This is a genomic window from Saccharopolyspora ipomoeae (assembly GCF_029952525.1).
GTDB lineage: Bacteria > Actinomycetota > Actinomycetes > Mycobacteriales > Pseudonocardiaceae > Saccharopolyspora > Saccharopolyspora ipomoeae.
In genome coordinates this window covers 41241-66301 of the sequence record NZ_JASAOF010000029.1, presented here as the reverse complement: position 1 = coordinate 66301, position 25061 = coordinate 41241, and the positions used below count along the sequence as shown (strand labels likewise).

Sequence of the window (25061 nt, the reverse complement as noted above, 5' to 3'; positions counted from 1 at the left end):
CCGTCACCGAGCCCTGAGAACCGACCCCCGGTTGAACCGGCGTCGAAGGTATGAGCGAGGATTCACACCATGATGGCTGCCTGGTTCGTCATCGTAGTACCGCTCGTGATCATGTTCTTCACGCTCTTCATGGAGCGCGTGGAGGCCCGCCTGCGGCATGTGGCGGTGCAGGAGAACGAGGTGGAGGAGTTGCTGGAGAACGCTCGCCCGGACGAGGTGCGGGCGCTGTTCCGGCAAGGCATTGGACGTGCGCTGGAGCTGTTCCAGCTACGCAGGGTGGGACGCGCCGGTAGGCTACGTACCCGCCGTTCGCGCGACCAGTCTTAGAATCGCTGGTAGTGATCGGCGGCACACCGCCAGACGCGCTGACGCGGGTCCGGCACCACAGACAGCCGCCGCGTCTCAACATGGAGGGACGAGGTGGACGAGACCCTGGCCCGGGCCGGCATCTTCCAAGGCGTTGAGCCGGCTGCGGCGGAGGCACTGGCCCAATCGCTGGAACCGATCGAGTTCCCGCGCGGACACGTGATCTTCGCCGAGGGCGAGCCGGGTGACCGGCTCTACATCATTCAGTCCGGCAAGGTGAAGCTCGGACGCAAATCCCCGGACGGCAGGGAGAACCTGCTGGCGATCATGGGGCCGTCGGACATGTTCGGCGAGCTGTCCATCTTCGACCCGGGACCGCGGACCTCGACCGCGACGACGGTCACCGAGGTGCGCGCGCTGAGCATGGACCGAGGCGCTCTGCGGCAGTGGATCGCCACGCGTCCGGAGATCGCCGAACAGCTGCTGCGCGTGGTGGCCCGCCGCCTGCGCCGCACCAACGGCATGCTCGCGGACCTGATCTTCACCGACGTTCCGGGGCGCGTCGCCAAGGCGTTGCTGCAGCTCGCGCAGCGCTTCGGCAGCCAGGAAGCGGGCCTGCTGCGGGTCACCCACGACCTCACGCAGGAAGAGATCGCGCAGTACGTCGGCGCCTCGCGGGAGACCGTGAACAAGGCGCTCGCCGACTTCGCGCACCGCGGCTGGCTGCGTCTCGAGGGCAAGAGCGTCCTGATCCTGGATCCGGAGCGCTTGGCCCGCCGCGCTCGCTGAGCGACGACGCAGCGCACACAACGCGAACGTGACGCGCGTCGGCCGAAGAGTCCGGGGCTCCTTCCCGGGTTCTTCAGCCGACGCGCGTCTCTTCGCGTCCGCGCCACCTCTGCGGATTCCGGGAAAACTCTTCCGGTTCGAACACGCAACCGAGGCCGAGTCGTCTGCGTCACATCACGAGACGCAGACGAAAGGGGTCTCCGGATGGATTCCAACATCGTGATCGCCGTGGTGGCGATCGCCCTGGTACTGCTGTTCGTGACGACGGTGCGCACGGCGATGGCGAGCTCGAACCGCATCGACGGCCGTCGGCGGAGGGCGTCGAGCGGCGCTTTCGTGGGCACGGCGGGCAGCAGCGACAGCGGTTTCAGCGATGGCGGCGGTTTCAGCGACGGCGGCGGTTTCAGCGACGGCGGCTTCGGCGGGAGCGACGGCGGCGGCTGCGGGGGCGGCGACGGCGGAGGCGGCGGGGGCTGCTGATCAGCGCGGTCGCCGGGCGACAGCGGAATTGCGAAGGGACTGGGCGCCACCCCCGACGTGGCGCTCCAGTCCCTTCACTTTCGCGTGGTTCGTCCCCCGACGACTAACCACGCTCCCCCGGCCCTCCGGTGCTTCGGCCCCGAATTCCTCGGCACCGGAGGCGGCTGCGTGCACTTGCCTCGCTGTGTGCAGTTGCCTCTCCACGAAGATGCTGGAAGTGCGTGCTCTCCAGCAACCCCCTTTCACCAACCAAGACGTGCGCGCCGAGGGCTCGGTTGCACACATCACCCGTTCTGAGTAAGCAACCTCACTCCGGTCGTTCCGCTCGAACCGGAAACTCGTTGGTACCGCCGTACCATTTTCGGCATACTGGAACGCGTGTCCCAATCCATGTCGCTGAACGACTACCGCACGGCTCTGACCACTCCCGGCGCCCGCGCCCCCGTCGTCACCTCGCTGCTGGGCAGGCTGCCCATCGCGATGATCGGCATGGCGCTGCTGCTGTACGTGCAGCGGGAGAGCTCGTCGTTCGCGATCGCGGGCACCGTGTCTGCCGCCGAGCTGATCGGCGTGGCGATGGGGTCGGTCGTGCAGGGCAGGATCGTGGACCGCACCGGCCCGTCGAAGCCGCTGTACATCACGTCCGCCCTGTTCACGGGCTCGGTGGTGGCGACGCTGCTGGCGATCGAGCTGGGTGCCCCGACGCCGCTGGTGGTGCTCGGCGCGTTCGCGATGGGACTGCTGCAGCCGAACATCGGTTCGGCCTCGCGCGCGCTGTGGGGACACCTGCTGCCGCCGGGACGGGTGCGCGAGGCGGCGTTCTCCTACGAGGCGATCAGCCTGGAGGTCTTCTTCATCCTCGGGCCGGGACTGGCGGGCCTGCTGGTGGCGACTCCGTGGGCGGGAACCGGTGTCGTGGCCGGCGCGGTGTGCATGGTGCTGGGCAGCGTCGGCTTCGCCGCGACGCGCGCCGCCCGCACGCAGCGCCCGGAGCCGTCGGAGCACGCGGGAGCGCTGCTGGGCGCGATCGCGGCCCCGGGCATGCGCACGGTGGCGCTGGCGGCGCTGGGCTTCGGCGTGGTGATCGGCTTCATCGAGGTCGCGGTCCCGGCGGCAGCGGTGGAGGCGGGGCAGCCGACGATGGGCGGCCTGCTGATGAGCCTGGCCTCGGTCAGCTCGGTCGCGGTCGGCGTGGTCTACGGCGTGCACCCGTGGCCGCGCCCGATGTACCTGCGGCTACCGGCCCTGCTGCTCGGCTTCGCGGGCCTGGTCGCCCTGCTCGCGCTGCCGACGACGCTGCTGGGCCTGGCTCTGATGCTGCTGCTGGCGGGCTGCCTGATCACCCCGCAGTCCACGGCCCACTCGGTCGCGGTCGAGTTCGCCGCCCCGCCCGGCACCGCAGCGGAGGCGTTCGGCTGGGTGGTCACCTCGGTGACCCTGGGCTCGGCGATCGGCCAGTCCACCAGCGGCCAGCTCGTCGAACTGGCGGGCCCGCCCACGGCCTTCCTCGTCGCCGGCGCCACCGGCGCCGCCCTGGCCGCCCTCCTCTACCTCCGCCGGAACACCCTCCTCCCCCACCGCACGAACCTCTCCCTCGCCGGAACCTGAGAACCTCCGAGTTCCGACCGCGGAGCGCTGCAGGGGGCAGTTTTAGCCCAAACTGTCCGGACAAAAAGGACACCAACCCCGGACAATTCTGGCAAAAACTGTCCCCACGCGAGGAACCCGCCGCCCCGACGGCTGCCGGCTGCCGGCTGAACGCGTATCAGCCGAGGTGTGGTGCGGCGTCACCGCGGAGGCCATGCTCGATGCGGAGTCGGTTCGCGCGACCGATGTTGAGCGCGGGAAGGCCTGTCGAACGAACCCAGTGAACTTCGCTGCTCTCGCTGCTCTCGCGCAATGAGCCGCCCACGGGTCGCGCTCGGAAGCAGAGGGAGAACTCCTGCCGGACTTCACCGTCGTCGTAGGCGATGACGTGACCGGGATCGGAGTAGACGCCCACCAGACCGACGACTTCGATCTCGATGCCCGTCTCCTCGAACGTCTCCCGCACGGCGGCATCAGCCACCGTCTCGCCGATCTCCTGCGCTCCGCCCGGGATCGCGTACTCGTCGTTGTCCGTCCGCCGGATCATCAGCACCCGCCCGCGTTCGTCCTGCACGAACGCGGAGACGGCGACAACGATGCTGTTCGCAGCAGGAGCACCAGGATCGTCGTAGTGGTCGCGCTTCGGCACGTCAGCGTTCCTACCACTTCGGGGGCTTGGCCGTGTCCCATACGGCCCCGAAGCTCTCCGCGTAGGTCTCGAACAGGGAACCGGCGGACAATCGACGAAGGTGCATGGTCGGCGCGTGCGGAGCTTGGAACCCGTACACGTGCTGATTGACGATCATCTCGTCGTCGTACCGGTAGATCGAGTTGTAGAGCGTCGTGCCGTGACACCGGATCTCGATGCCGTCGACCTCGGAAACCGGCTTGAAGAAGGCGAGCGTGTGGCGGATCTTCGCGGCGATCGTGGCCTTGCCGATGTTCTCCTCGGCGCTGCGCCGAGCGACCGCGCTGCTGGCAGGATCCCCGAAGAGAAGCCGAATCCTCACACCGGACTCCGCCTTGTCCGCGAGCGTCCGCAGGATCGAACGGTCCTCCGTCAGGAACATCCCGACGTAAACCAGGACCTCGACCTCGCTGGCGGCTCGATCCAGGAGCTCCGTCCACAGACCGCGCGGAACTGCATGACGATGCGGGTACACCTTGACGATTTCCGAGGCACTCACCTCGGCAGTGCCAAGCTCGTTCTCGACCTCCGGCCACAGGTAGCTCTCGGATTCCCGGAGCATCGCGGCGACCGCGTGGCGATGGCGGCGATACGGCGACCGACCCTGCGAGATCCAGCGCTCGACCGTCTTGGCATCGACCGCGACCCGCTCCGCGACCCGTGCAGGTGTGAGCCCGTTGCGGAACAGCGCGTCGCGGAGGCGCTCGTTGGCCACCAAATCCTCCAGGAGGGACGTCTCGGGACGACTTTGACCCTAGTTAAGACGTCCCCAGATGTCCCGCCACGCGGTGCTCGTGTCCGCGAATCTCATCGATATTGCTGGTGATCGTCCGACCAGGGGAGGTTCACATGTCACATGATCTGCTGATCGCCATCGCGTTTCTGACGTGGTCCGTCTTCTACGGAACGACCTTCGTGATCTGGCTTCACCACAGCAAGAACCGCAGACCCCGCCGTCCGACGCGACGCTCGCCCTTTCCCCCGGCGCGCGACGGCTGCCCCGCGGGGCCGGAACCGGCTACTCCTCCGCCCGGCCCCGCACGACCTCGCAAGGTGGTCCGAGGATGACCGACAACAAAACCCTGGCCGTCCTGCTCCGCGGCATGGAATGGGATCTCGACGCTGCGGCCTTCGAAGCGGGAGGAGGACGCCTCACTCAAGTCCAGCGGGATCTGCTCGCGGATCGGCTCACGTTCCTCGCGGACCTGCTTCGTGGTTCAGCCTCAGATGCTGCCGCTCACAGCGTGCGCTGTTCTTCGAGGTAGGTGAGTTGGGCTTGGACCGTGAGGTCCGCTGCCGGCCAGACCGCGGGGTCGACGTCCGCGTAGACGAGTTCTACGACCTGGCGGGGAGTGGGGTCGGGACCGAGGTCGGTGAGGGCTTGGCGGACTTGGGCGAGGCGTTGCTGCCGGTGGTCGAGGTAGTGCTCGGCGATGGCGCGGGCGTCGTCGAGTTCCGGGCCGTGGCCGGGCAGAGCCCGGACTCCCGGGGGCAGGGCGGCGATCTTGCGCAGCGAGTCCAGGTAGGAGCCCAGGTGGCCGTCCGGGTGGGCGACGACCGTCGTGCCCCGGCCCAGGATGCTGTCGCCGGTGAACACCGCCGGTTCGTCGTGCTCGGCGACGAAGCAGACCGAGTCGGCCGTGTGGCCCGCCGTGGTCATCACCCGCAGCTCCACGCCCGCCGCGGTGATCGGTTCGCCGTCGACGAGCGGTTCCGCGTCGCGGCACAGCTTCGGGTCCAGCGCGCGCACCGGGGCCCCGGTGCGCTGCACGAACTCCGCCACGCCCGCCGTGTGGTCCTCGTGGTGGTGGGTGAGCAGCACCAGCCCGACCGGGCCGTGCTCGGCGACCAGACCGAGGTGCTCGACGTCGTCCGGGCCCGGGTCGACGACCACGCACTCGCGGGAACCCGGCTCGCGCAGCACCCACGTGTTGGTGCCGTCGAGCGTCATCGGGTTCGGGTTGCGGGCCAGCAGCACGGACGCGTACGAGGTGACCGGGCGGAGCTCGCCGTAGGCGGGGTGCTGCATCAGGCCTCCTCGAATCCCGGCTCGCCCGGCAGCACCGCGTGCCAGCGGCCGTCGCGCTCGATCAACTTCGGCATGACCTTGGTGAGCGTCCGGTCCGCCGTCAGCGCCGCGTCCAGCGCGTCGAAACCGCCGAGCTCGGTCAGCGTCACCTCGGTCGGCGGCAGCAGGTGGCAGCGGCCCTCGCGGAAGTCGGTCAGCGCCTGCTCGGGCGTCGCCCAGTAGGCCTCGGCGGCCTCCGTCGTGACCGCGTCGGCGCGCTGCCCGTCCGGCATCGCGGCCAGGAAGAAGCGGGTGTCGTAGCGCCGCGGCTCCTGCTCCGGGGTCAGCCAGTTCGCCCACGGGCGCAGAAGATCGGCGCGCAGCACCAGGCCCTCCTCCGCGAGGAAGCCCGCGAGCGAGACGTCCCTGGTCACCAAGGCGTGCCGGGCCTGCGAGTAGCCGCCGGTGTCCTCCACGACCGTCGTCGCATCGGGCCCGGCCAGCAGCACCCCGGACTCCTCGAAGGTCTCCCGGACCGCCGCGCACACCAGCGCGCGAGCCACCTCCGGGGTGCAGCCGAAGCGCTGCGCCCACCACTCGGGACCCGGGCCGCTCCAGGCGACCGAGGCGTCCGCGTCCCGCGGGTCGACGCCGCCACCCGGGAACACCGTCATGCCCCCGGCGAAAGCCATGCCCTTCACCCTGCGCTGCAGGAACACCTCGGGCCCCGCAGGACCGTCGCGCAGCAGCATCACCGTGGCCGCGTCCTTCGGGCGCACGGGCTCCTCCGGCCGGTCCTCGGGCACGAATCCCGTTGGCAGCGAACGATCCATGCCCGCCACCCTATGTCGGCGACCGGCCGGGGAACACCGCCCGGAAACGATCAGCGCTGCTGCTGCGGGGCGTAGGCCTGCTGCTGGTTGGCCGCTATCGGCGGGAAACCCCCGGTGCCGCCCGGCATCGTCGAGGTCCGGCCGTCCTCTCCCTGGCGCTTGCCCGGACCGTCCTGCTCGCGGTGCGCGAGCTCCTCGTGCAGCTTGCGCAGCAGGTTGCGCTCCCGGTCGGTCAGCTTCGCGTCGACCGCGGCCGGGACGCGCATCATCACACCCGTCTGCTCGGCCGCTGTCTCGGGTTGTGCGTCCTCGGGTGATTCACCGGGAAACTCGTGCTGCGGCTCGGCCACAGCGTGCGACACCCCCTCCGGCCGGGACTCCTCCACCGGGGCCGGCGGTGCCGGCGGCGGGGACGGGGGCTCCTCGGGCTGGCGGTGCTCGGCGACCTGCCGGGCTTCCTGCCGCGCTTCCTGTCGGGTCTCCTGCCGGGGCTCGGCCACCTGTCTCGGCTCCACGACCTGCTCCGGCCGTGGCACTACAGGGGGAGCCGTCCTCTCCGCGGGCGCGATGTCCAACCGCACCCGCCGGGCCGTCGACAGCGCGTCGCGGTGGTACTCGGGCAGGTCGGCGCCGGTGGCGAAGACGTCCACCGCGTAGCGCAGCCCGGCCCGGCGCAGCGCCGAGATCAGCTGGTAGGCGACCGCCGGACCGGACCCGTCCGGGCCGACCTCGGCCAGCAGCACGCCCTGCGGCACCGCGCCGTAGCTGGTGCCCGCGGGCGTCGTGCGGTTGGTGACCCACAGGCCGCGCAGCCCCGTCAGACGCCCGCCGACCTGCTTGAGCGCCAGCTCCAGGTCCGAGTCGTCGGAATCGGGGGCGTTGAACTTGTGGTGCTCCGGCAGCAGCGAATCGACCACGGCCAGCCGGTCCGCCAGCTGAGGCTGGGAGCGCGTCTCCTCCAGCACCCGGCGCAGGTGGTACTGCTCGGCGGCGGTCACCTCGATCCGCCCGGCCAGCAGGCACCCCGCGAGGTATTCGGCTCCGGCGTCGGGCTGCCCGACGCCCAGCAGCTCGCGGGCGCCGTCGATGCCGTCGTCATCGACGCGCCCGGTCATGGCCAGCAAGAGGCCGTGCAGCCGGTCGACCGGTCCGGCGGCCTCTGCAACGTCCACCACGAATGCCTCCTCTAACTGCCGACCGCTCAGCCGCGGCGACCGGCGAACTCTTCAGCTCCCGAGCACACCAGCGCCGATTCCTCGATCGCCATCCGGTGGTACGGGGTGGGTTCCAGGTCCTTGGGGACGACCTCGACGCACGGAGCGGAGTCGCCCAGGGCGCGCAGCACCCGCTGGATCTCCCCGGTCAGCTCGACCTGGTCGCTCGACGCCGACACCAGCACGACGAGCTTCGCCGGGCCCGAGTCGCGGCGCCGCCAGGTGTTGCGCACCTCGCGCACGCCAGGGCGGCCGCGCAGCGTCGCGCCGAGCACCAGCACCGCGGAGTCGCCGACGTTCGCGGCCGGGGACTCGGTGGTGAACGAGTAGTGCGGGGTGGTGTCGACGACCGCGGGCAGCACCGCGTTGACCATCGCCGGGTCCGCGCCCAGCGGCAGCAGCGCGTCCGCGAGCAGCCGGTGCTCGTCGTCGTCGAGCGCGATGCGCTCGCGGACCAGCGTGCCGGGCAGCAGTCTCGCGACGACCTCGGCGGCACCACCGGCCAGCCAGTCCCGGTATCGCCACAGGTGCCGATCGGGCAACCTGCCGGCCAACCGAAGCAACAGTTCGTGGCACAGCAGATCGGTTTCACGCACTGCCACGGCGCCCCTCCATGCGTAGTACTCCGCGTTCCGGGCCCAGCCCGCCGCTCCCCCGACGCAGCTGCACCCTTCCAGGTGAACTTTGGTGCTACTGACCGGGTCGAACAAGCTCCTGAACGACCCAAACGCAACGCGTTGGAATCAACATCCCCCATCTGAGGTACGCCAGAACAGGTGTCGTCAGACCGAGGATGATCGCAGCGTACTGGTCGTAGTTGATCGAGGGACCCCCACCGCCGAAAAAATCACCGCTTCTTCCTCCGGTGACCACGCCGCGATCACGCAACGAGAACGCGGCGTCACCCCGCGTGGGGAGACGCCGCGCACCAGGTCCGAAATGCCGAGATCACTCCACCTCGACGACCAGCTCCACCTCGACCGGCACACCCAGCGGGAGCTCCGCGACGCCCACCGCCGAGCGAGCGTGCTGCCCCGCCTCGCCGAAGACCTCGCCGAGCAGCTCCGACGCACCGTTGACCACACCGGGCTGACCGGTGAAGCCCTCCGCCGACGCCACGAAGCCGACCACCTTCACGACCCGGACGATCGAGTCCAGGCCGACCAGCGAGTCCACCGCGGCCAGCGCGTTCAGCGCGCAGATCCGGGCGTACTGCTGCGCCTCCTCGGCGCTGACCTCCGCACCGACCTTGCCCAGGCCCGCGGGCGAACCCGCCACCATCGGGATCTGGCCGGCCGTGAACACCAGCGAACCGGTGCGCACCGCGGGCACGTAGGCCGCCACCGGGGTGACCACCTCGGGCAGCGGGATGCCCAGCTCCGCCAGGCGATCCGTCCACCGACCCATGTCAGGCCTCCTTCGGCCGCTTCAAGTAGGCCACCATCTGCTCACCGGTCGGACCCGGCAGCACGGCGACGAGCTCCCAGCCGTCCTCGCCCCACTGGTCGAGGATCTGCTTGGTCGCGTGGCTCAACAACGGCACGGTGGCGTACTCCCACTTCTGCATGGTGGGGAGCCTAATTGCTCCGGTGGTCGTCGTCGTGGGTGGCGGGTGCCTCCGTCGCGGGACGACCGCGATCACAAGTGCGCAGACATTTCCGGAAACGGGGACTTACGCTGATCGCGTGACCTCATGGGACGGGGAGCTCAACCAGGCGCGGTTGCACGTGGTCAGCGGCAAGGGCGGGACCGGCAAGACGACGGTCGCCGCCGCGCTCGCGCTGGCCCTGGCCACCGGGGGCAAGAAGGTGCTGCTCATCGAGGTCGAGGGGCGGCAGGGGATCGCCCAGCTCTTCGACAGCGCGCCGCTGCCCTACTCCGAGGAGTGGATCGCCGCGGCGCCGGGCGGAGGGGAGCTGCGAGCGCTGGCCATCGACGCCGAGCCCGCGCTGCTCGAATACCTGTCGATGTTCTACAACCTCGGCTTCGCCGGGCGGACCCTGCGCAAGATGGGCGCCATCGAGTTCGCCACCACGCTCGCGCCAGGGCTCCGGGACGTGCTGTTCACCGGCAAGATCAAGGAGTGCGTCGGCCGCACCGACGAGCGCGGCCGCCACGTCTACGACGCCGTCGTCGTCGACGCCCCGCCCACCGGCCGAGTCGTGAAGTTCCTCGACGTCACCCGCGCGATGGCCGACCTCGCCAAGGTCGGGCCGATCCGCGACCACAGCGACGGCGTCGTGCGCCTGGTGCACTCCAGCGACACCGTCGTCCACCTCGTCACGCTCCTCGAAGAGCTCCCGGTCCGCGAAACCCTCGAAGCCGTCGAAGAGCTCGACGCCGCCGACCTGCGCCCCGGCGCCGTCGTGCTCAACCGCGTCCGGCCCGGGCGGCTGCCCGCGCGCTCCGTCGCCTCCGCCGCCGACGGCCGCGTCGACGCCGACCGGGTGCGCACCGGCCTCGAATCCGCTGGTCTGACCGTCGACGACAGCACGCTCGACGGGCTCCTCCACGAAACCGTCGAGCACGCCATCAGGCACCGGGCCGAGGACGCCGCCCGCGACCAGCTCGCCGCCACCGACCTGCCGGCCGTGTCGCTGCCCGACCTCACCGCCGGCATCGACGTCGCCGAGCTCTACGAGCTCGCCGAGATCTTCACCGAACACGGCATCCGGAGCCCCCGATGAGCGAACCGCAGCGGCCCGCGCAGGTCGACGTCGACGCGCTGCTGGACGACCCCGACACGCACGTCGTCGTCTGCTGCGGCTCCGGCGGCGTCGGCAAGACCACGACCGCCGCCGCGCTCGCCCTGCGAGCCGCCGAACGCGGCCGCAAGACCGTCGTGCTCACCATCGATCCCGCCCGGCGGCTCGCCCAGGCCCTGGGCCTGCGGGAACTCGGCAACACGCCCAAGCAGGTGCGGCTGGAGGGCTTCGAACCCGCGGGCGACCTGAACGCGATGATGCTGGACATGCGCCGCACCTTCGACGACATGGTGCAGATGCACGCCGGCCCCGAACGGGCCGAGCAGATCCTGAACAACCCCTTCTACCAGACCATCTCGACCTCGTTCTCCGGAACGCAGGAGTACATGGCGATGGAGAAGCTGGGGCAGCTCGCGGCCTCCGGCGAGTGGGACCTCATCGTCGTCGACACCCCGCCCAGCCGTTCCGCGCTCGACTTCCTCGACGCGCCGCAGCGGCTGTCGACCGTGCTGGACGGGCGGCTGATCAAGATGCTGTCCTCTCCCGCGCGCGCGGGCGGGCGCGGGCTGCGCAAGATCGTCGGGGCCTCGTTCGGGATGTTCGCCAAGGCGGTGTCCACGATCATCGGCGGCCAGCTGCTCAACGACGCGGCGAACTTCGTGCAGGCCTTCGACTCCACCTTCGGCGGGTTCCGACAGCGCGCCGAGCAGACCTACCGGCTGCTGCGCTCGCCCGGGACGGCGTTCCTGGTGGTCGCCGCACCCGAACCGGACGCGCTCCGGGAGGCCTCCTACTTCGTGGAGCGGCTCGCCGGGGAGTCGATGCCGCTGGTCGGCCTGGTCGCCAACCGGACCCACCCGGTCGTCGCCGACCTGCCCGGCACGCGGGCAGCGGCCGTGGCGGAAGAGCTCGAAGAAGCGGGATCGTCCCCGCTGGCGGCAGCGGTGCTGCGGGTGCACGCGGACCGGGTCGCGATCGCAGAGCGGGAGAAGCGGATGCTCGCGCGGTTCACCCGAGCGCACCCGGACGTGTCACTCGTCGGGGTGGCGGCGTTGCCATCGGATGTGCACGACCTGTCCGGGTTGCGGGAGATCGGCAGGCGGCTCGCCGGCGAATGATCAGATGAATCAGGCCGGGCATAAACGTTTTCACGCTCACGCCCGGCCTGATCTTTTCTCGGGGATCAGCTCACCTGGAACTCGGTGATATCGGTGTAATCCTGACGCGCTGCCTCAAGCAATTCGCGCCAGTTACGAACATCCGGACGACGCCGAAGCAGCGCCCGCCGTTCGCGTTCGGTCATTCCACCCCAGACACCGAATTCGATCTTGTTGTCGAGCGCCTCGCTGAGGCACTCCGTCCGCACTGGGCAGCCAAAACAAACCATTCGCGCTTTGCGCTGCTCAGCCCCGCGGACGAACAATTGATCCGGGTTCTGGTCTCGACATGCGGCGTTAACCCGCCAGTCCCCCTGCTCGAACATAGAGTTCCCCCAGCTCCTCACTGGATCGTCGGCGACTGTATTTCGTCCGGAGCCCCCCGGCACCGGATGCCGCGGTTCGGGTCGTCGGGAGTCGAACCGCAACAGTGCTGTCGCTGGACGTAGACGGACTGTAGAGCCCAGCGGTTCCACAACCAACCGACGGTTGTCGTCCCGTTATCTTTCACACTCACTACATCGGGCGGACTTCAGCCGTGACACTCCGTCACGGCGCGTGTGCGTTTTACTCTGGCGGAGTGCGTGCCCGAGACGGCTTGTTGAAGCTTTTCGGTCTGTGTGTGCTGGCCGGCGTGCTGGTCGCGGGATTGCTCTTCCCGGCTGCGGGATCACTCGGAGTGGTCTCCAACCGCGCCGGAGACGCGGTCAACAGCATTTCCACGGACATGATGACCAAGGAACCGCCACTTGTGACTACGGTCACAGACAGGGATGGGAGGCCGATCGCCTACCTGTTCAACCAGGACCGGACCCCGGCCGCCCCCGACCAGATCGCCGACACCATGAAGGCGGCGATCGTGGCCATCGAGGACCGGCGGTTCTTCGACCACCAGGGCGTGGACTGGGCCGGGACCATGCGCGCCGCCGTGACGAACCAGATGTCCGGCGAGATCGCGCAGGGCGGTTCCACCCTCACCCAGCAGTACGTGAAGAACTACCTGGTGCACGTCGTCGCCGCCGACGACCCGGTCAAGCAGGCCAAGGCGATCGAGCAGACCCCGGGCCGCAAGCTGCGGGAGATCCGCATCGCGCTGCAGGTGGAGAAGCAGCTCGGCAAGGAGCAGATCCTCACCCGCTACCTCAACGTCGTGCCCTACGGCAACCAGGCCTACGGCATCAGCGCCGCCGCGCGGACCTACTTCGGCACCACGCCGGACCGGCTCACCATCGCCCAGGCCGCGCTGCTGGCGGGCATGGTCAACAGCCCCAGCGCGCTCAACCCGGAGAGCAACCCGCAGGAAGCGCTGGACCGCCGCAACCTGGTGATCAAGGCGATGGAGGACCAGCGCCGGATCACCCCGGAGGCCGCGGCCGAGGCGCGCAACGCGCCGCTCGGGCTGGTCTCGCCGTTGCAGAACATCCCCAACGGCTGCGTCGGCGCGGGCCCGGCCGACGGGTTCTTCTGCCGCTACGTCATCGACTACCTGGAGCGCGCCGGGTTCACCGAGGAGCAGCTCAAGACCGGCGGCTACACGATCCGCACCTCGATGGACAAGCGCGCCACGGACGCCGCCAAGGCCGCCGCCGAGCGCGGCGTGCCGAAGACGACCAAGGGCATCGCGAACGTCATGAGCGTCGTCGAACCCGGCAAGGACAAGCACCGGGTGCGCGCGCTGGTCGCCAACCGCGACTTCGGCATCGACGCCTCGAAGGGGCAGACGTCGTACGCGCTGCCCAGCGGGATCGTGAAGTTCGGCGCCGGGTCGATCTACAAGGTGTTCACCGCCGCGGCGGCGCTGGAGAAGGGGATGGGGATCTACAACACGATCCAGTCGCCCGGCTCCTACACCTCGCAGGTCTACAAGAACGGTTCCCGGCCCTACACGGTCGGCAACGCCGAGGGCGTCGCGGCGGGTCCGCGCTCGCTGCAGATGGCGCTGGCGACCTCGCCGAACACCGCGTTCGTGGCGTTGCAGGAGCGGGTCGGGCTGAACCCGACGGTGGACATGGCGGTCCGGCTGGGGATGCGGCAGACGCTGCTGCACAACACCTCCAGCGGCAACCCCGTCACGCCCAACGGCTCGGGCGGCCTGTCCCAGGCCGAGGACGTGAAGCAGAAGAACATCGGCGCGTTCACGCTCGGCTTCGCGCCGACGAGTCCGCTGGAGCTGAGCAACGTCGGCGCGACGATCATGAGCGGCGGCACGTGGTGCCCGCCGACGCCGATCGAGCAGATCCAGGACCGCAACGGCAACCCGGTGTCGATCACCGAGGACCCGTGCGAGCAGGCCGTGGACGAGCCGCTGGCCAACGCGATGGCCGTCGGCATGAGCAAGGACGACACCGGCGGCGGCACGGCGGCGGCCGCGGCCAGCGGCGCGGGCTGGAGCCGTCCGGTGGCGTCCAAGACCGGTACCACCGAGGCGCACCAGTCGGCCGGGTTCCTCGGTGCGACCCCGCAGTTCGCCGGTTCGGTGCTGACCTTCAGCGACGGCACGTCGCCGCAGGGCATCTGCGACACCGATCCGCCCCGGCTGTGCGGGGCCAACGGCGGCAACATCTACGGCGGCAAGGTCCCCGCGCGGACCTGGTTCGACGCGATGAACGTGATCCACCAGGGCCTGCCGGTGGCACCGCTGCCCCCGACCACCGACCGGTACGAGAACGGCGGCAACGAGTTCCAGGTGCCCAACGTCGTCGGCCTGACCAACGACAAGGCCAAGGAAACGCTGGAGAAGGCCGGTTACAAGGTCACCGAGCGATCGGTGAACAGCCAGCGCAAGCGGGGCACGGTCACCAGTCAGACGCCGCGCGGCTTCGCGCTGCCCGGCGAGACGGTGACGCTGTCGGTGAGCACCGGGTACGTGCCCACGCCGTCGACGCAGCGGCCACCGCCGACGGCACCGCCGCCCGCCGCCGGACCACCACCGGCACCACCCGCGCCACCGGGCGTCCCGCCGGGGCAGCAGCCGGGCGGTCCGCCGGGGCAGTGACCGGTTGACCGGGCCGTTCGGGTGCTTCCTAGACTCGCCTTCGTGACGAGAGCGCAGGCGAGCACCCGACGTGCCCGGTCCCGCTACCGCCTGGTGGAGGTGCGGTCGACCGAGCGGATCACGCCGCGCGTGGTGCGGATCGTCCTCGGCGGGGACGAGTTCGGCGACTTCGTCAGCAACGGCAGCGACCAGCGGATCAAGCTGTGCCTGCCGCAGCCGGGCAAGCCGATGCCGCTGGGCCGCACCCGCGAGGAGGTCTTCGCCCTCCCCCGCGACGAGCAGCCGCGGCAGCGCACCTACACGGTCCGCTGGTTCGACGCGCAGCGCCGGGAGCTGGCGATCGACTTCGTGGTCCACGACCACGACGGCCCGGGCAGCGAGTGGGCCGCAGCGGCGGCCCCCGGCGATCAGATCGTCACCGTGGGCCCGAGCATGGCCTACCAGCCGCCGATCACCGCCGACCCGCTGGTGCTGATCGGCGACGAGACGGCGCTGCCGGCGATCGCCGCGATCGTCGAGGAGCTGCCGGAGCAGGCCCGGGTGACGGTGTTCGCGGAGATCGCCGACGCCGACGAGCGGCTGGAGATCGACTCGGCCGCCCAGGTCACCTGGCACTGGCTGCAGCGCGACGGCGTCCCGGCCGGGCAGAGCGACCTGCTCCTGGAGGCGCTGCGCGGCGCCGAGCTCGGACCGGATCCGCACGTGTGGATCGGCGCCGAGGCGGACGCGGTCCACCACCTGCGCGAGCACTGCCAGCGCGAGCTCGGCCTGGACCGCCGCCACCTCTACGCCCTCGCCTACTGGCGCCGGGACGCGCCCGAGGGCTGAGCCCGCTCCGGGGCCGGGTCAGCCCTGGACCCGGGTCAGCCCTGGAGTTGGGCTTTGACCTGGCCCGCGACCTTGCCGCCTTCGGCGCGGCCGGCGACCTTGGCGTTGGCGGCCTTCATGACCTGGCCCATCTGCTTCATGCCCGGGCGCTCGCCCAGCTCGGCCTCGACCTCGGCGATGGCCTCGGTGACCAGCGCGGACAGCTCGTCGTCGGAGAGCTGCTGGGGCAGGTAGCGGCGCAGGATCTCGGCCTCGGACGCCTCGGCGTCGGCCTGCTCGGCCCGGCCGGCGGAGCGGAACGCCTCGGCTGCCTCGTCGCGCTTCTTGGCCTCCTTGCCCAGCACCTTGAGCACCTCCTCGTCGGAGAGCTCCCGCTGCTGCTTGCCGGACACCTCCTCCTTGCCGACAGCGGCCAGCGCCATGCGCAGGACTCCGGTGACGGCGGTGTCGCGTTGCTTCATCGCGGCGGACAGGTCCGCCCGCAGCTTTTCCTTGAGCTCGGCCATGCGTCGATTATCGCGCCAGGCACGCGGGCGCCGGGCCACCGACCCCGCCCGAGACGTAGGCTTGCGAGGGTGAACAAGTTCGGGCGGATTCTGCTCAGCGCGGGCGCGGTCGGCGCCGCGACGCTCACCTACTCGGCGGCCATCGAACGACGGCACTGGACGTTGCGGCAGGCGACGGTTCCGGTCCTGGCCGAGGGCACACCCCCGATTCGGGTGCTGCACATCTCCGACCTGCACATGACGCCGAACCAGCGGTCGAAGCAGCGCTGGGTCGCCGAGCTCGCCGACCTCGACCCGGATTTCGTGGTCAACACCGGCGACAACCTGGCGCACCCGCAGGCGGTGCCGGCGGCGCTGCGCGCGATGGGGTCGCTGCTGGACAAGCCGGGCGTGTTCATCTTCGGCAGCAACGACTACTACGGCCCGAAGCCGAAGAACCCGGCCCGCTACCTGCTGCCGTCGGCGAAGACCAAGCGCGTCCACGGCGAGTCGCTGCCGTGGCGGGACCTGCGCGCGGCGATGACCGAGCGCGGCTGGCTCGACGCCACCCACCGCCACCACGACATCGACGTCAAGGGCACCAAGATCCACGTCGCTGGCCTGGACGACCCGCACCTGCACCTGGACCGCTACGAGGAGATCGCGGGCCGTCCCCCGGCCGACGCGGGCCTGAAGCTGGGCGTCACGCACTCCCCCGAGCCGCGCGTGCTGGACTGCTTCGCCGAGGACGGCTACGACCTGGTGATGGCCGGGCACACGCACGGCGGCCAGCTGCGCGTCCCGGGCTACGGCGCGCTGACGACGAACTGCGACCTGGACCGCTCCCGCGCCCGCGGCGCCTCCACGTGGGGCGAGCGGATGCACCTGCACGTCTCGGCGGGCCTCGGCACCTCGCCCTACGCCCCGGTCCGCTTCGCGTGCCCGCCGGAGGCCACGCTGCTGACCTTGCTGCCGAGGACCGAAAACCCGGCCTCCACCAGCGAAAACGCGGAAACCAGGACCCCTTGGGGAGCCGGAGAAGGCATCCGCTAAGCTATATCCAGCGCTGAGGCGAGCACCCGAGATGCCTCAGAGCTGGAGATCGGGGTGTGGCGCAGCTTGGGAGCGCGCTTCGTTCGGGTCGAAGAGGTCGTGGGTTCAAATCCCGCCACCCCGACAAGGCAAAGGGCCTGGTCAGGACTCCGCGAGGAGTTCAGACCAGGCCCTTTTCCCATGCTCGGATGCGCCGCTGGGAAAATAGGGAGACGGTCTTGGTCGTCGCTCTCCCACAACCTTCGTCGCCTCGGCCAGCGGGGAGACCGCGCATACAACGCGGTACACCTCCCGTTCCGCCGCGCCGGGCTCAGCACCATTCCCGTCGTCCGGCACCCACGGCCTTATGCGCGACTAATTCGCGCCCCGAATCAACCACGAACCACCCCCAGGCCGGGCGGGCTGCTGGCACGGTGTTGACCGTGAAAACGCCACGCCGCCCCAAGGCCGGACCGGGCGACCGACAACGCCGGAATCCGGCCCGCCCGACCGGCCCGGGTCTGCGCCGCCCCAGCGGCACTCGCCCGGTTGGCCGACGCCTCGCGCAAGCCGGCCGGAAGGATCTGACCCAGCTGCTGACCCTGGGCGCGGTCCTGGTCAGCCTCGTGTTCGCCATTCCTCAGGCCATCAACGCGCAAGCCGAACTGGAGGCCACCCGAGCCCAGAACGAGACCGACCGGCAGGGCCAGCTCACCGACCGGTTCAGCAAAGCCTCGAGCAGCTCGGCTCAGACAAAGTCCACATCCGGCTGGGCGGCATCTATGCCCTGCACCGCATCGCCGGAGACTCCGAACGGGACTACCCAACCGTCCGGAACGTGCTAGCCACCTTCGTCCGCGAGGAGACGAAGGCCCGAGCCTCCTCGCAAGGTGGCTCCTGTCCCGCCGCGCCCCCCACCGCGGACGTAGAGGCTGCGATGACCGCGCTCGGCAAACCAGACCCCCGGTGGTCGAGCGGCGGTCCAACAGACCTCTCCCACGCATGCCTCGGCGGCGCCAACCTCATTGGCGCCGACCTCAGCTTCACCAACCCCAACGGCGCCCACCTCGCCGATGCTCACCTCAAAGGCGCCGACCTCACCCATTCCCTCCTCAATGGCGCCAACCTCAGCGGCGCCGACCTAACCGATTCCCACCTCAAAGGCGCTTACCTCACCGATGCCCACCTTGAAGGGGTGGATCCCGTGATGCTCCGACGAGCTCTGCTCCGACAAGGCCCCTGCCGCACCGCACCTTGCTCTTAAGGACTTGTCGCTGTTTAGCGAAGTAGCGCTGTGGCCCGAGGGGTGTGCCCTCGTGTGGGACTCTCGTTCGTCATACTCCAGCTCTTGGAGGAGAAGACATGAGCAACTCGGAGAAGGGCTTCGGCTTCATCGCGCCCGACGACGGTGGTCCGGACGTGTTCGTCCACTACTCGGCCATCGACGCGGCCGGTTTCCGCACCCTCGACGAGGACCAGAAGGTCACCTACGAGGTCAGCCAGGGTCCCAAGGGTCCGCAAGCCGACTCCGTGCGCGTGGCCTGACGATCCGCTGAGCACCGTCCCGGCCCGCGCTCGCGTGCGGGCCGGGGACCGCGGTTTCGCCGGCACAGCTCCCGCTTCGACGCGGTCGAGACCTCGAAACCGATGCACCACTCCCGCCGCCGTGGCGACGCCCTCCCGGGGCGCGCGGCGATTCCCTACCGGTCGAGCCGAACGCGTTCCCACGCGCAGGGTTCCCGGAACCCCGATCCCGCCGCCTCGCAGCCGCATTTTCCCGATCACCAGGGCGCCACCGCTTTCGCAGCGCGCCGAGAGGACTTCACATGAACGTCTCCACACCCGTACGCCCCGAGAACCGCTCCGAGCGCAACGCTCCGCCGGTCGCCCCGGTGGCGTTCCGCGAGCCGGTTTCGGACCGCACCGCCCCGGAACCCCGCCGCCCGCGAGTGCACCAGGACGAGGAAACCCTGCGTCCGCTGCGCACCCCGTTCACCCCCGATGCGGCCTGACCCGAACCGCTGACGATCCCATTCTGGTCCGCTTCGGCGAGCCGGAGACGGTCTTCCGCGCTGCAGGCCGATCAGGACGACCGGTTCCGGGCCCAGCCACGCAGTCGCGGCTGGATCTCGTCCAAGAAGGCTGATTTGGCCCGGGTGTAGTCGTCGTAGTCCGATGCGGCTGCGTGCTGCTCGGCGAGGGCGCGCTTGATCTGCTCGTACCGACGCGCCTGGTCCGGGTGGTGCCGCAGCCAGTCCCGGAAGTCCACGACGAACTGGGCGAACGGGGAATCGGACCTCCGGATGTGGAGGACGGCCTCCTCGGCGGGAGCGTGGAAGAGCCGCTTCTCATAGAGCACGGCGTCCTCGGGATCCCCCGGCCGCGGGACGTCCGCGTACACGCCCGGGGAATCCGGCCGTGCGCCGGGAGCGGGCACGAAGGGCGTCGGCGCGAGCAGCTCGGCGAGTTCGGCCAGGCTCCGCAAGGACGGCATCCGGACCTGCAAATCCACGATCGGCTTCGCACCGAGGCCAGGCACTGCGGTCGAGCCGATGTGCTCGTAGGTGAACTCGTCAGCCCCGTTGAGAGGGGCGAACGCGGAGCGCAGCTCGCGGAGTAACTGCTGGGCTCGGGCTGGCCAGACTGGGTCGGGCGCAACGATGACAGCAGGTGGCATGCGGCGACGCTAGCAACGGCACGCGGATTGCGGCGGTACTCCGTCCAGCCGACGGAACCGCGCCTAGACCGGGACGGCGCTTCAGGTGGTGAGGTTGGTCAGGAAGACGATCCCGTTCTGGGCCAGGTCTTCGAGGCGGCAGAGGAGGTCTCGGGTGAACTGGGCTGCTTGGGCGGGAGCGGTCACGATGAAGTAGCCGAAGACCGCCAGGGATAACCATCCGCTGATCCGTCGTGCTTGTGCGGGCACGCTGCTCTCCTCTCCGCGCCGCGTGAGACCAGCGGCGGCCGGTGCGCAACGGGCTGAGCCGGACTCGGTCAGCGAGATCCTCGCGGGAGATGATGCGACATCCGCCCGATGCCGGAACGACCCGGTCGGCGAGACTCGCGAGCGGCTGCCGCTCGGCGGGGCGACAATCGGAGGTCGTGGGTTCAAATCCCGCCACCCCGACAAGGCAAAGGGCCTGGTCAGGACTCCGCAAGGAGTTCCGGCCAGGCCCTTTGCCCATACCTGGATGCGCGGCTGGAAAACAGGGAGACGATCTTGGTCTTTCTCCCTCCCCGATGTCCACGAAGGTCGACCGGTTGGCGATACGCCGGGCAGAGGGGCATCCGCTGCCGCAGATCGCGCGGAGAGGCCCCGGGTCAGCGGTGCTGCTGCGCCGAGCGATGGTGCTCGGGCAACACCTCACTGCAGCAGCCTGACCAACCCCGCGAACTACCTGGACAGCCACTATCGCCGCGCTGGACGTCGAGCAGGGAGCTCCGCCGCGGTGCCGATGAGCAACGGCGGTGCAGCAGCACGCCCTCATTTCTTGACTTCCAATCAAGAGAGATCTAGCGTCCGCGTCAATTGCTCTTGATTGCAATTCAAGAGCGGCGGGCGAGCTGAATGAGGTAGGCGATGGAAACTTCGGCGGAGAAGGACCACTCCACTGCCTCCGTGCGGCGCGACGTGTGGTTCGAGTCCGGGGGCGTGCGGTGCGCGGCGTGGCTGTACGTGCCGACAGCAGAAGGCGGGCCTCGGCCGTTGGTGGTCATGGCGCACGGGTTGGGCGCGGTGCGGGAGTGGCGGTTGGACGCGTTCGCGGAGCGGTTCGCCGCGCAGGGGTGGATGGTGCTGGTGTTCGACTACCGGTATCTGGGCGCCAGCGAGGGATCTCCTCGTCAGTTGCTCGACATCGGCGACCAGCTCGACGACTGGCGGGCGGCACTGGACTACGGCCGGTCCCTGCCGGAGGTCGACCCGGACCGGATCGCGGTGTGGGGGACCTCGTTCGGCGGCGGGCACGTGCTGCGGGTCGCAGGCGAGGACCACGGCGTGGCCGCCGTGGTGGCCCAGTGCCCGTTCACCGACGGTCCGGCGTCGTTGATCTCCCGGCTCCGGTCCAGCCCGTTGAGCACGGTCGGGCTCATCATCGCCGCAGTGCTCGATGTCTTCGGGTCGGTGTTCGGCGCGAAGCCAGTGCTGGCTCCGGTGGTCGGGGTGTGGTGGATGCCCGCATTCCTGGTGTCGCCGACCGCGATCGCCGAGGCGTCCAAGCTGATACCGGCGGGGACTCGGCTCTCGTCTCGCACCGCCCGGGCCCTTGCCCGGTTCCCGGCCTTGGGCAAGGGTCTGTCACCGACCGTCGTGACGGGCGGGCAGCCGTTCCGCCCTGGCGACACCGCTGTCGGCCGCGACACGATCTGGGGTGTCATGACGGGCTCGGACGGTGGCGGCGACAGCGCCAACGCGATCGCGGCCCGGCTCGCGTTGCGGTTGCCGCTGTACCGGCCGGGCAAGGACATCCGCAAGATCACCGCGGCGACCCTGTTGTGCCTGTGCGACGACGACCGCGCTGCCCCTGCGCGCACCACGGCCCGTCTTGCGGTCGGGCAGGACCACGTCCAGGTCAACGAGTACGACGGTGACCACTTCGACATCTACGTCGGTGACCTGTTCGAACGTGCCGTCGCAGACCAGATTCAGTTCCTCGCAGCCCAGTTCACGGCCGCAGCGGGCCGGTAGCCGACCCGCCCCATCACCTGGAGTCGGGCGAGCTCGGCACGGCGGCGATGCCGCGGGCACTGCGCACCAACGTCTCGACGACGGCGCGATCGCCCGCGGCGCCGCCTGCGTGCGTCAGCATCCCTTCGACGACGAACACCCCGATCCGGGTCATCGCGTCCTGGTCGGTCTCCGGCACGCCCAGCGCGGCCAGATGCGACCGCAGGATCTCCTCCACCTGCACGTGGAAACCGTCGTGCCACACCCGCAGTGACTCCGATGCCGCGACCCTGGCGTGCACCGTCGTGATCAGCCGGTTGACCCGCCGCAGCTCGGTGACCGCCCACAACAACTGCTCGACCGGCGGTTCGGCCGAGCGTTCCGCCACGCCGGCCAGGAACTGCGCGAACAGCGCGTCCAGAACAGCGACCAGTACCTCGTCCTTGTCCTTGAAGTACCAGTAGACGGTGTTGGAGGTCACCCCCGCTTCCCGCCCGATCCGCGCGACCGTCGTGGGGTCGTAGCCTTCTTCCACGAACAACCGCGTGGCCGCGGCGACGATCTCGCCGCGCTTCTCTTCCCGGTCCTGCGGGCGTCGGTTACGCGGCATCCCCCACCTGGCCAGATCGGTCACGCTGGAGCCCCACTGTAAAGGGGACACGGCGCCACGGGCGATCTCGACCCCCGACGAGAAGGGCCCGAACGCGCGCCACCGGGAGAAGATCGTCGAATCCGCTCATGTCGTGATGTTGGTGAGGAAGACGATGCCGCTGTGGCCTGCTGCGGCGAGTCGGCTGAGCAGGTCGCGGGTGAACTGGGCGGCCTGGATCGGCGCGTTCACGACGAAGTGGACGACCAGCGCGAGGGATAACCACCCACCGATCTGCTGTGCTCGTGCGGGCACGACGCCCTCCTCCTCTTCCGCGCCGCGCGATGCGGGCGCCTGGTCGCGGACTCGGTCGAGATCTCCCAGCGAGATCCTCACCCGGTGATGATCCGACACGCTGTTTCGCCGGAACAACGCGGTCTCACCGGGCTTCAAAGCGGCGTGGGTTCTGACCAGGGCGGTTCCTGCGCCCGCTGGTCGTGCGGAGCGTTCTTGGTCTGGGTGGGTGAGGATCGGGGCATGTCGTGGAGGACGTTGGCCGGGACCGGGGTCGCTGTCGCGACGACCGCTGTCGTGGGGTCGTTGGCCGTGGAGGCCGAGGGGACGTGGTTCCGGGAGTTGCGGAAGCCCCGGTGGCAGCCGCCTCCGCAGGTGTTCGGGCCGGTGTGGAGCGCTCTGTACGCCGACATCGCGGTCGCGTCGGCGGTCGCGCTGTCGCGGTCGCCCAGGCCCGCCGGGTACGTTCCCGCCCTCGCCGGGAACCTGGCGCTCAACGCGGGGTGGACCTGGGTGTTCTGGGGTGCTCGACGGCCGTCGTGGGCTGCGGTCGAAGCCGCGGTGCTGACCGCGAGCTCGGCCGATCTCCTGAAGCGGACGCGGCGAGCGGACCCGCGGGCCGGAGCGGCCCTGGCCCCGTACGTCGCGTGGTGCGCCTTCGCCACCGCCCTGTCCTCGGCGATCGCGCGCCGCAATCAATGATGTCCGTGGTGGGGGAAGTTTTCATGAAAACTTCCCCCACCCCACGAGGTCCGCCGCCGGAGATCAGGGGCGGTCGCCGAGGCGGACGAGGACCACCCCGGTGATGATGAGGAGGCCGCCGAGGACGACCGCTGGGCCCGGTCGCTGGTCGAGCAGGGCCCAGGCGAAGAGGGCGCTGGCGAGGACTTCGGTGAGGGCGACGAAGGACGCGAGGCGGGAACCGAGGCGGCGGGTGGCGGCCGTGCCCGTCACGTAGGCGACGGCGGCGGAGAGGACGCCGAGGGCGATCAGCGGTGCCCACCAAGGGGTTTCGCCGATCGCGTAGGTCGCCGTCGTGAAAGTGGCGTGCATGGGCAGGATTCCGACCACGCCCAGGACCGCGAGGATGGCCGCCGACAGGACCAGGCCGGCGCCCGCCAGGGTGATCGGGGGCAGCGCGCCCTCCGTCTCTCCCGAGACCAGGAAGTACGCGGCGTTGCCGATCATCGCCGCGAACGCCCACGCCGCTCCGGTCCACGCCACGTCCGCGCCCGAGGCCAGGTCCAGGGCGAACACCAGGCCCGCGATCGCCGACGCCGCGCCCACCAGCGTCAGACGACGGGGACGTTGTCCCTTCCGCAGCCACAGCCAGCCGACGATCGCCACCGGGGCGGTGAACTCGATGAGCAGGGCCGGAGCCACGTCCATCGTGCTCACGGCCGAGAAGTAGCAGAACTGCGTGCCGGCCATGCCGAGCGCGCCGTAGATCAGCACCGGACGGGCCTGGGTGCGCAGCAGCGACCAGCGGCCGCGGAGCGCGATCAGCGCGAACGGGGCCAGGGTCAGGGCGCCGACGCTGAGCCGGACCAGCACCACCGCGCCCGGGCTCCACCCGGCTTCGAGCAGACCGCGCGCCAGCGCACCCGCCATGCCGAACGAGGCCGCCGAGAGCAGCGCGAGCAGCAGCCCGCTGCCGATCCCCGGCGGAACGCGCACACCAGGCGGAGCGACTTCACCAGTCCCGGGAGGAACGCCTTCACCAGCCCCGGGCGGAGCGACTTCACCAGCCCCGGGCGGAACGCCTTCACCAGCACTGTCATTTGCTAATCGCGTCATGACAAATGACGCTATGGAGTGGCGGTGTAATATGTCAACATGATTTTTGGCCATGACACGGAGGAGGCGCTGCAGGCGGGCGTCGCTCTCGTCAACAGCGCCGGAGATCCCGACGCGCTGACCACCGTCCAGGCCGTCGACGCCTGGTACGCCGAGCACCGCTACACCGGCCGCCGCGACCGCGACGAGGCCGAGCTGGCGGAGCTCCGCGCACTGCGGCCAGTCCTGCGCGACCTGCTGACCACCGACCGCGACCGCGCGGCGGGCCTGGTCAACGACATGCTCACCGAGGCGGGCGCGCTCCCCCAGCTGGTGCGGCACGGCGACGAGGACTGGCACCTGCACGCCATCGACACCGACGCGCCGCTGGCCCGGCGGGTCATCGTCGAGGTCGCGATGGCGATGGTCGACGTGGTCCGGCTGGACGAGATGTCTCGGCTGTCGCTGTGCGCCGACGAGAACTGCGAGGGCGTCGTCCTCGACCTCACCCGCAACCGCTCCCGCCGCTTCTGCACCACGGCCTGCGCCAACCGCAACGCCGTCGCCGCCTACCGGGCCCGCAAGTCGCGGTGAGGGCGGGTGCGGGCGTCCGGTGAGGCGATCGGGCA

30 protein-coding genes and 1 tRNA gene are annotated in these 25061 nt (G+C 70.2%); 16 read left to right on the top strand and 15 right to left on the bottom strand.

The genetic code is table 11. The features are described from left to right. Positions 1-72 precede the first annotated feature (72 nt). The 4 genes from QFW96_RS27765 (at position 73) to QFW96_RS27750 (ending at position 3183) form a co-directional block, all read left to right on the top strand. Positions 73-327, top strand: coding sequence for a hypothetical protein (locus QFW96_RS27765; RefSeq protein ID WP_029535541.1), 255 nt, complete (start codon positions 73-75; stop codon positions 325-327). Between the two features lie 93 nt (positions 328-420). After that, positions 421-1095: a Crp/Fnr family transcriptional regulator gene (locus QFW96_RS27760; RefSeq protein ID WP_093422841.1), complete on the top strand. Its 675-nt coding sequence runs from the start codon at positions 421-423 to the stop codon at positions 1093-1095. 204 nt (positions 1096-1299) lie between these two features. Then, positions 1300-1575: a hypothetical protein gene (locus QFW96_RS27755; protein WP_281458697.1), complete on the top strand. Its 276-nt coding sequence runs from the start codon at positions 1300-1302 to the stop codon at positions 1573-1575. Between the two features lie 390 nt (positions 1576-1965). After that, positions 1966-3183 (top strand): MFS transporter, encoded by a 1218-nt coding sequence (locus QFW96_RS27750; protein ID WP_425524807.1) that lies wholly within the window; start codon positions 1966-1968, stop codon positions 3181-3183. A 157-nt stretch (positions 3184-3340) separates the two neighbouring features. On the opposite strand, the gene QFW96_RS27745 is transcribed toward QFW96_RS27750, so the two are convergent. The 8 genes from QFW96_RS27745 to sp36 form a co-directional block, all read right to left on the bottom strand. Further along, on the bottom strand, positions 3341-3811 hold the full coding sequence (locus QFW96_RS27745; protein ID WP_281458695.1) for an NUDIX domain-containing protein: 471 nt from the start codon (positions 3809-3811) through the stop codon (positions 3341-3343). 10 nt (positions 3812-3821) lie between these two features. Then, a complete protein-coding gene (locus tag QFW96_RS27740) occupies positions 3822-4565 on the bottom strand; it encodes a DUF5919 domain-containing protein (RefSeq protein WP_281458694.1) in 744 nt (247 codons plus the stop codon). A 522-nt stretch (positions 4566-5087) separates the two neighbouring features. Then, entirely contained in the window at positions 5088-5879 is a 792-nt protein-coding gene (locus tag QFW96_RS27735; RefSeq protein ID WP_281458693.1) for an MBL fold metallo-hydrolase, read from the bottom strand. Continuing rightward, entirely contained in the window at positions 5879-6691 is an 813-nt protein-coding gene (locus tag QFW96_RS27730) for an NUDIX hydrolase (RefSeq protein ID WP_281458692.1), read from the bottom strand. Before QFW96_RS27730 ends, QFW96_RS27735 begins: the two co-directional genes overlap by 1 nt. Positions 6692-6741: 50 nt before the next feature. After that, positions 6742-7866, bottom strand: coding sequence for a hypothetical protein (locus QFW96_RS27725; RefSeq protein WP_281458691.1), 1125 nt, complete (start codon positions 7864-7866; stop codon positions 6742-6744). Positions 7867-7892: 26 nt separating this feature from the next. Then, positions 7893-8507 (bottom strand): hypothetical protein, encoded by a 615-nt coding sequence (locus tag QFW96_RS27720; RefSeq protein ID WP_281458690.1) that lies wholly within the window; start codon positions 8505-8507, stop codon positions 7893-7895. A 346-nt stretch (positions 8508-8853) separates the two neighbouring features. After that, positions 8854-9312: a RidA family protein gene (locus QFW96_RS27715; protein WP_281458689.1), complete on the bottom strand. Its 459-nt coding sequence runs from the start codon at positions 9310-9312 to the stop codon at positions 8854-8856. A gap of 1 nt (position 9313) precedes the next feature. Further along, on the bottom strand, positions 9314-9472 hold the full coding sequence (sp36, locus tag QFW96_RS27710; RefSeq protein ID WP_132623662.1) for a Sp36 family protein: 159 nt from the start codon (positions 9470-9472) through the stop codon (positions 9314-9316). A gap of 118 nt (positions 9473-9590) precedes the next feature. Here sp36 and bagA point away from each other — a divergent pair, with 118 nt between their 5' ends. Continuing rightward, the gene (gene bagA, locus QFW96_RS27705) at positions 9591-10592 is read left to right on the top strand and encodes an ATPase BagA (RefSeq protein WP_281458688.1); all 1002 of its coding nucleotides are present in this window, start codon (positions 9591-9593) and stop codon (positions 10590-10592) included. Next, on the top strand, positions 10589-11728 hold the full coding sequence (gene bagB / locus QFW96_RS27700; protein WP_281458687.1) for an ATPase BagB: 1140 nt from the start codon (positions 10589-10591) through the stop codon (positions 11726-11728). Before bagA ends, bagB begins: the two co-directional genes overlap by 4 nt. A gap of 65 nt (positions 11729-11793) precedes the next feature. Here bagB and QFW96_RS27695 read toward each other — a convergent pair whose 3' ends face one another. After that, complete coding sequence (locus tag QFW96_RS27695; RefSeq protein ID WP_093422866.1) at positions 11794-12093, bottom strand: WhiB family transcriptional regulator; 300 nt, start codon at positions 12091-12093, stop codon at positions 11794-11796. A 425-nt stretch (positions 12094-12518) separates the two neighbouring features. On the opposite strand from QFW96_RS27695, the gene QFW96_RS27690 reads away from it, so the two are divergent. Together QFW96_RS27690 and QFW96_RS27685 are read left to right on the top strand one after the other, a co-directional pair. Next, positions 12519-14762 carry a transglycosylase domain-containing protein gene (locus tag QFW96_RS27690; protein WP_425524806.1) on the top strand — a complete coding sequence of 748 codons (2244 nt, stop codon included), beginning with the start codon at positions 12519-12521 and terminating at the stop codon, positions 14760-14762. Between the two features lie 42 nt (positions 14763-14804). Beyond that, entirely contained in the window at positions 14805-15590 is a 786-nt protein-coding gene (locus QFW96_RS27685) for a siderophore-interacting protein (RefSeq protein ID WP_281458685.1), read from the top strand. Between the two features lie 35 nt (positions 15591-15625). On the opposite strand, the gene QFW96_RS27680 is transcribed toward QFW96_RS27685, so the two are convergent. After that, positions 15626-16096: a GatB/YqeY domain-containing protein gene (locus QFW96_RS27680; RefSeq protein WP_281458684.1), complete on the bottom strand. Its 471-nt coding sequence runs from the start codon at positions 16094-16096 to the stop codon at positions 15626-15628. A 69-nt stretch (positions 16097-16165) separates the two neighbouring features. Here QFW96_RS27680 and QFW96_RS27675 point away from each other — a divergent pair, with 69 nt between their 5' ends. The 5 genes from QFW96_RS27675 to QFW96_RS27655 all read left to right on the top strand — a co-directional run bounded on the left by QFW96_RS27675 (position 16166) and on the right by QFW96_RS27655 (position 19119). Beyond that, positions 16166-17128, top strand: coding sequence for a metallophosphoesterase (locus tag QFW96_RS27675; protein WP_281458683.1), 963 nt, complete (start codon positions 16166-16168; stop codon positions 17126-17128). Between the two features lie 50 nt (positions 17129-17178). Next, positions 17179-17252: transfer RNA gene (locus QFW96_RS27670), tRNA-Pro, on the top strand. 792 nt (positions 17253-18044) lie between these two features. Next, on the top strand, positions 18045-18371 hold the full coding sequence (locus tag QFW96_RS27665) for a pentapeptide repeat-containing protein (RefSeq protein WP_281458682.1): 327 nt from the start codon (positions 18045-18047) through the stop codon (positions 18369-18371). Positions 18372-18469: 98 nt separating this feature from the next. Then, complete coding sequence (locus tag QFW96_RS27660) at positions 18470-18652, top strand: cold-shock protein (protein ID WP_281458681.1); 183 nt, start codon at positions 18470-18472, stop codon at positions 18650-18652. A gap of 281 nt (positions 18653-18933) precedes the next feature. Then, positions 18934-19119 (top strand): hypothetical protein, encoded by a 186-nt coding sequence (locus QFW96_RS27655; RefSeq protein ID WP_281458680.1) that lies wholly within the window; start codon positions 18934-18936, stop codon positions 19117-19119. 71 nt (positions 19120-19190) lie between these two features. Here QFW96_RS27655 and QFW96_RS27650 read toward each other — a convergent pair whose 3' ends face one another. Both QFW96_RS27650 and QFW96_RS27645 read right to left on the bottom strand, forming a co-directional pair. Further along, positions 19191-19784 (bottom strand): GrpB family protein, encoded by a 594-nt coding sequence (locus QFW96_RS27650; protein ID WP_281458679.1) that lies wholly within the window; start codon positions 19782-19784, stop codon positions 19191-19193. Positions 19785-19865: 81 nt separating this feature from the next. Next, a complete protein-coding gene (locus QFW96_RS27645) occupies positions 19866-20033 on the bottom strand; it encodes a hypothetical protein (protein ID WP_281458678.1) in 168 nt (55 codons plus the stop codon). A gap of 654 nt (positions 20034-20687) precedes the next feature. On the opposite strand from QFW96_RS27645, the gene QFW96_RS27640 reads away from it, so the two are divergent. Then, the gene (locus QFW96_RS27640) at positions 20688-21794 is read left to right on the top strand and encodes an alpha/beta hydrolase (RefSeq protein ID WP_281458677.1); all 1107 of its coding nucleotides are present in this window, start codon (positions 20688-20690) and stop codon (positions 21792-21794) included. A gap of 13 nt (positions 21795-21807) precedes the next feature. Here the strand turns inward: QFW96_RS27640 and QFW96_RS27635 are convergent, their stop codons facing one another. Beyond that, on the bottom strand, positions 21808-22383 hold the full coding sequence (locus tag QFW96_RS27635; protein ID WP_281458676.1) for a TetR/AcrR family transcriptional regulator: 576 nt from the start codon (positions 22381-22383) through the stop codon (positions 21808-21810). A 126-nt stretch (positions 22384-22509) separates the two neighbouring features. Beyond that, positions 22510-22758 (bottom strand): hypothetical protein, encoded by a 249-nt coding sequence (locus tag QFW96_RS27630; protein ID WP_281458675.1) that lies wholly within the window; start codon positions 22756-22758, stop codon positions 22510-22512. 141 nt (positions 22759-22899) lie between these two features. Between QFW96_RS27630 and QFW96_RS27625 the strand changes: the two genes are divergently transcribed. Next, positions 22900-23358, top strand: a complete 459-nt coding sequence (locus QFW96_RS27625) for a TspO/MBR family protein (protein WP_281458674.1) — start codon at positions 22900-22902, stop codon at positions 23356-23358. Between the two features lie 63 nt (positions 23359-23421). Here QFW96_RS27625 and QFW96_RS27620 read toward each other — a convergent pair whose 3' ends face one another. Next, positions 23422-24333, bottom strand: a complete 912-nt coding sequence (locus QFW96_RS27620; RefSeq protein ID WP_281458673.1) for an EamA family transporter — start codon at positions 24331-24333, stop codon at positions 23422-23424. A 159-nt stretch (positions 24334-24492) separates the two neighbouring features. Between QFW96_RS27620 and QFW96_RS27615 the strand changes: the two genes are divergently transcribed. After that, on the top strand, positions 24493-25026 hold the full coding sequence (locus QFW96_RS27615) for a CGNR zinc finger domain-containing protein (RefSeq protein ID WP_281458672.1): 534 nt from the start codon (positions 24493-24495) through the stop codon (positions 25024-25026). The last annotated feature ends 35 nt before the right edge of the window (positions 25027-25061 follow it).

Excerpts from the sequence above, each read along its gene's own strand:
- QFW96_RS27640 (WP_281458677.1), top strand. The coding sequence starts at position 20,688 with ATGGAAACTTCGGCGGAGAAGGACCACTCCACTGCCTCCGTGCGGCGC.
- QFW96_RS27655 (WP_281458680.1), top strand. The coding sequence starts at position 18,934 with ATGAACGTCTCCACACCCGTACGCCCCGAGAACCGCTCCGAGCGCAAC.
- QFW96_RS27635 (WP_281458676.1), bottom strand. The coding sequence starts at position 22,383 with ATGCCGCGTAACCGACGCCCGCAGGACCGGGAAGAGAAGCGCGGCGAG.
- QFW96_RS27680 (WP_281458684.1), bottom strand. The coding sequence starts at position 16,096 with ATGGCCGAGCTCAAGGAAAAGCTGCGGGCGGACCTGTCCGCCGCGATG.
- QFW96_RS27650 (WP_281458679.1), bottom strand. The coding sequence starts at position 19,784 with ATGCCACCTGCTGTCATCGTTGCGCCCGACCCAGTCTGGCCAGCCCGA.
- QFW96_RS27695 (WP_093422866.1), bottom strand. The coding sequence starts at position 12,093 with ATGTTCGAGCAGGGGGACTGGCGGGTTAACGCCGCATGTCGAGACCAG.
- sp36 (WP_132623662.1), bottom strand. The coding sequence starts at position 9,472 with ATGCAGAAGTGGGAGTACGCCACCGTGCCGTTGTTGAGCCACGCGACC.
- QFW96_RS27730 (WP_281458692.1), bottom strand. The coding sequence starts at position 6,691 with ATGGATCGTTCGCTGCCAACGGGATTCGTGCCCGAGGACCGGCCGGAG.
- QFW96_RS27750 (WP_425524807.1), top strand. The coding sequence starts at position 1,966 with ATGTCGCTGAACGACTACCGCACGGCTCTGACCACTCCCGGCGCCCGC.
- QFW96_RS27665 (WP_281458682.1), top strand. The coding sequence starts at position 18,045 with ATGACCGCGCTCGGCAAACCAGACCCCCGGTGGTCGAGCGGCGGTCCA.
- QFW96_RS27715 (WP_281458689.1), bottom strand. The coding sequence starts at position 9,312 with ATGGGTCGGTGGACGGATCGCCTGGCGGAGCTGGGCATCCCGCTGCCC.
- bagB (WP_281458687.1), top strand. The coding sequence starts at position 10,589 with ATGAGCGAACCGCAGCGGCCCGCGCAGGTCGACGTCGACGCGCTGCTG.
- QFW96_RS27625 (WP_281458674.1), top strand. The coding sequence starts at position 22,900 with ATGTCGTGGAGGACGTTGGCCGGGACCGGGGTCGCTGTCGCGACGACC.
- QFW96_RS27755 (WP_281458697.1), top strand. The coding sequence starts at position 1,300 with ATGGATTCCAACATCGTGATCGCCGTGGTGGCGATCGCCCTGGTACTG.
- QFW96_RS27615 (WP_281458672.1), top strand. The coding sequence starts at position 24,493 with ATGATTTTTGGCCATGACACGGAGGAGGCGCTGCAGGCGGGCGTCGCT.
- QFW96_RS27660 (WP_281458681.1), top strand. The coding sequence starts at position 18,470 with ATGAGCAACTCGGAGAAGGGCTTCGGCTTCATCGCGCCCGACGACGGT.
- QFW96_RS27735 (WP_281458693.1), bottom strand. The coding sequence starts at position 5,879 with ATGCAGCACCCCGCCTACGGCGAGCTCCGCCCGGTCACCTCGTACGCG.
- QFW96_RS27765 (WP_029535541.1), top strand. The coding sequence starts at position 73 with ATGGCTGCCTGGTTCGTCATCGTAGTACCGCTCGTGATCATGTTCTTC.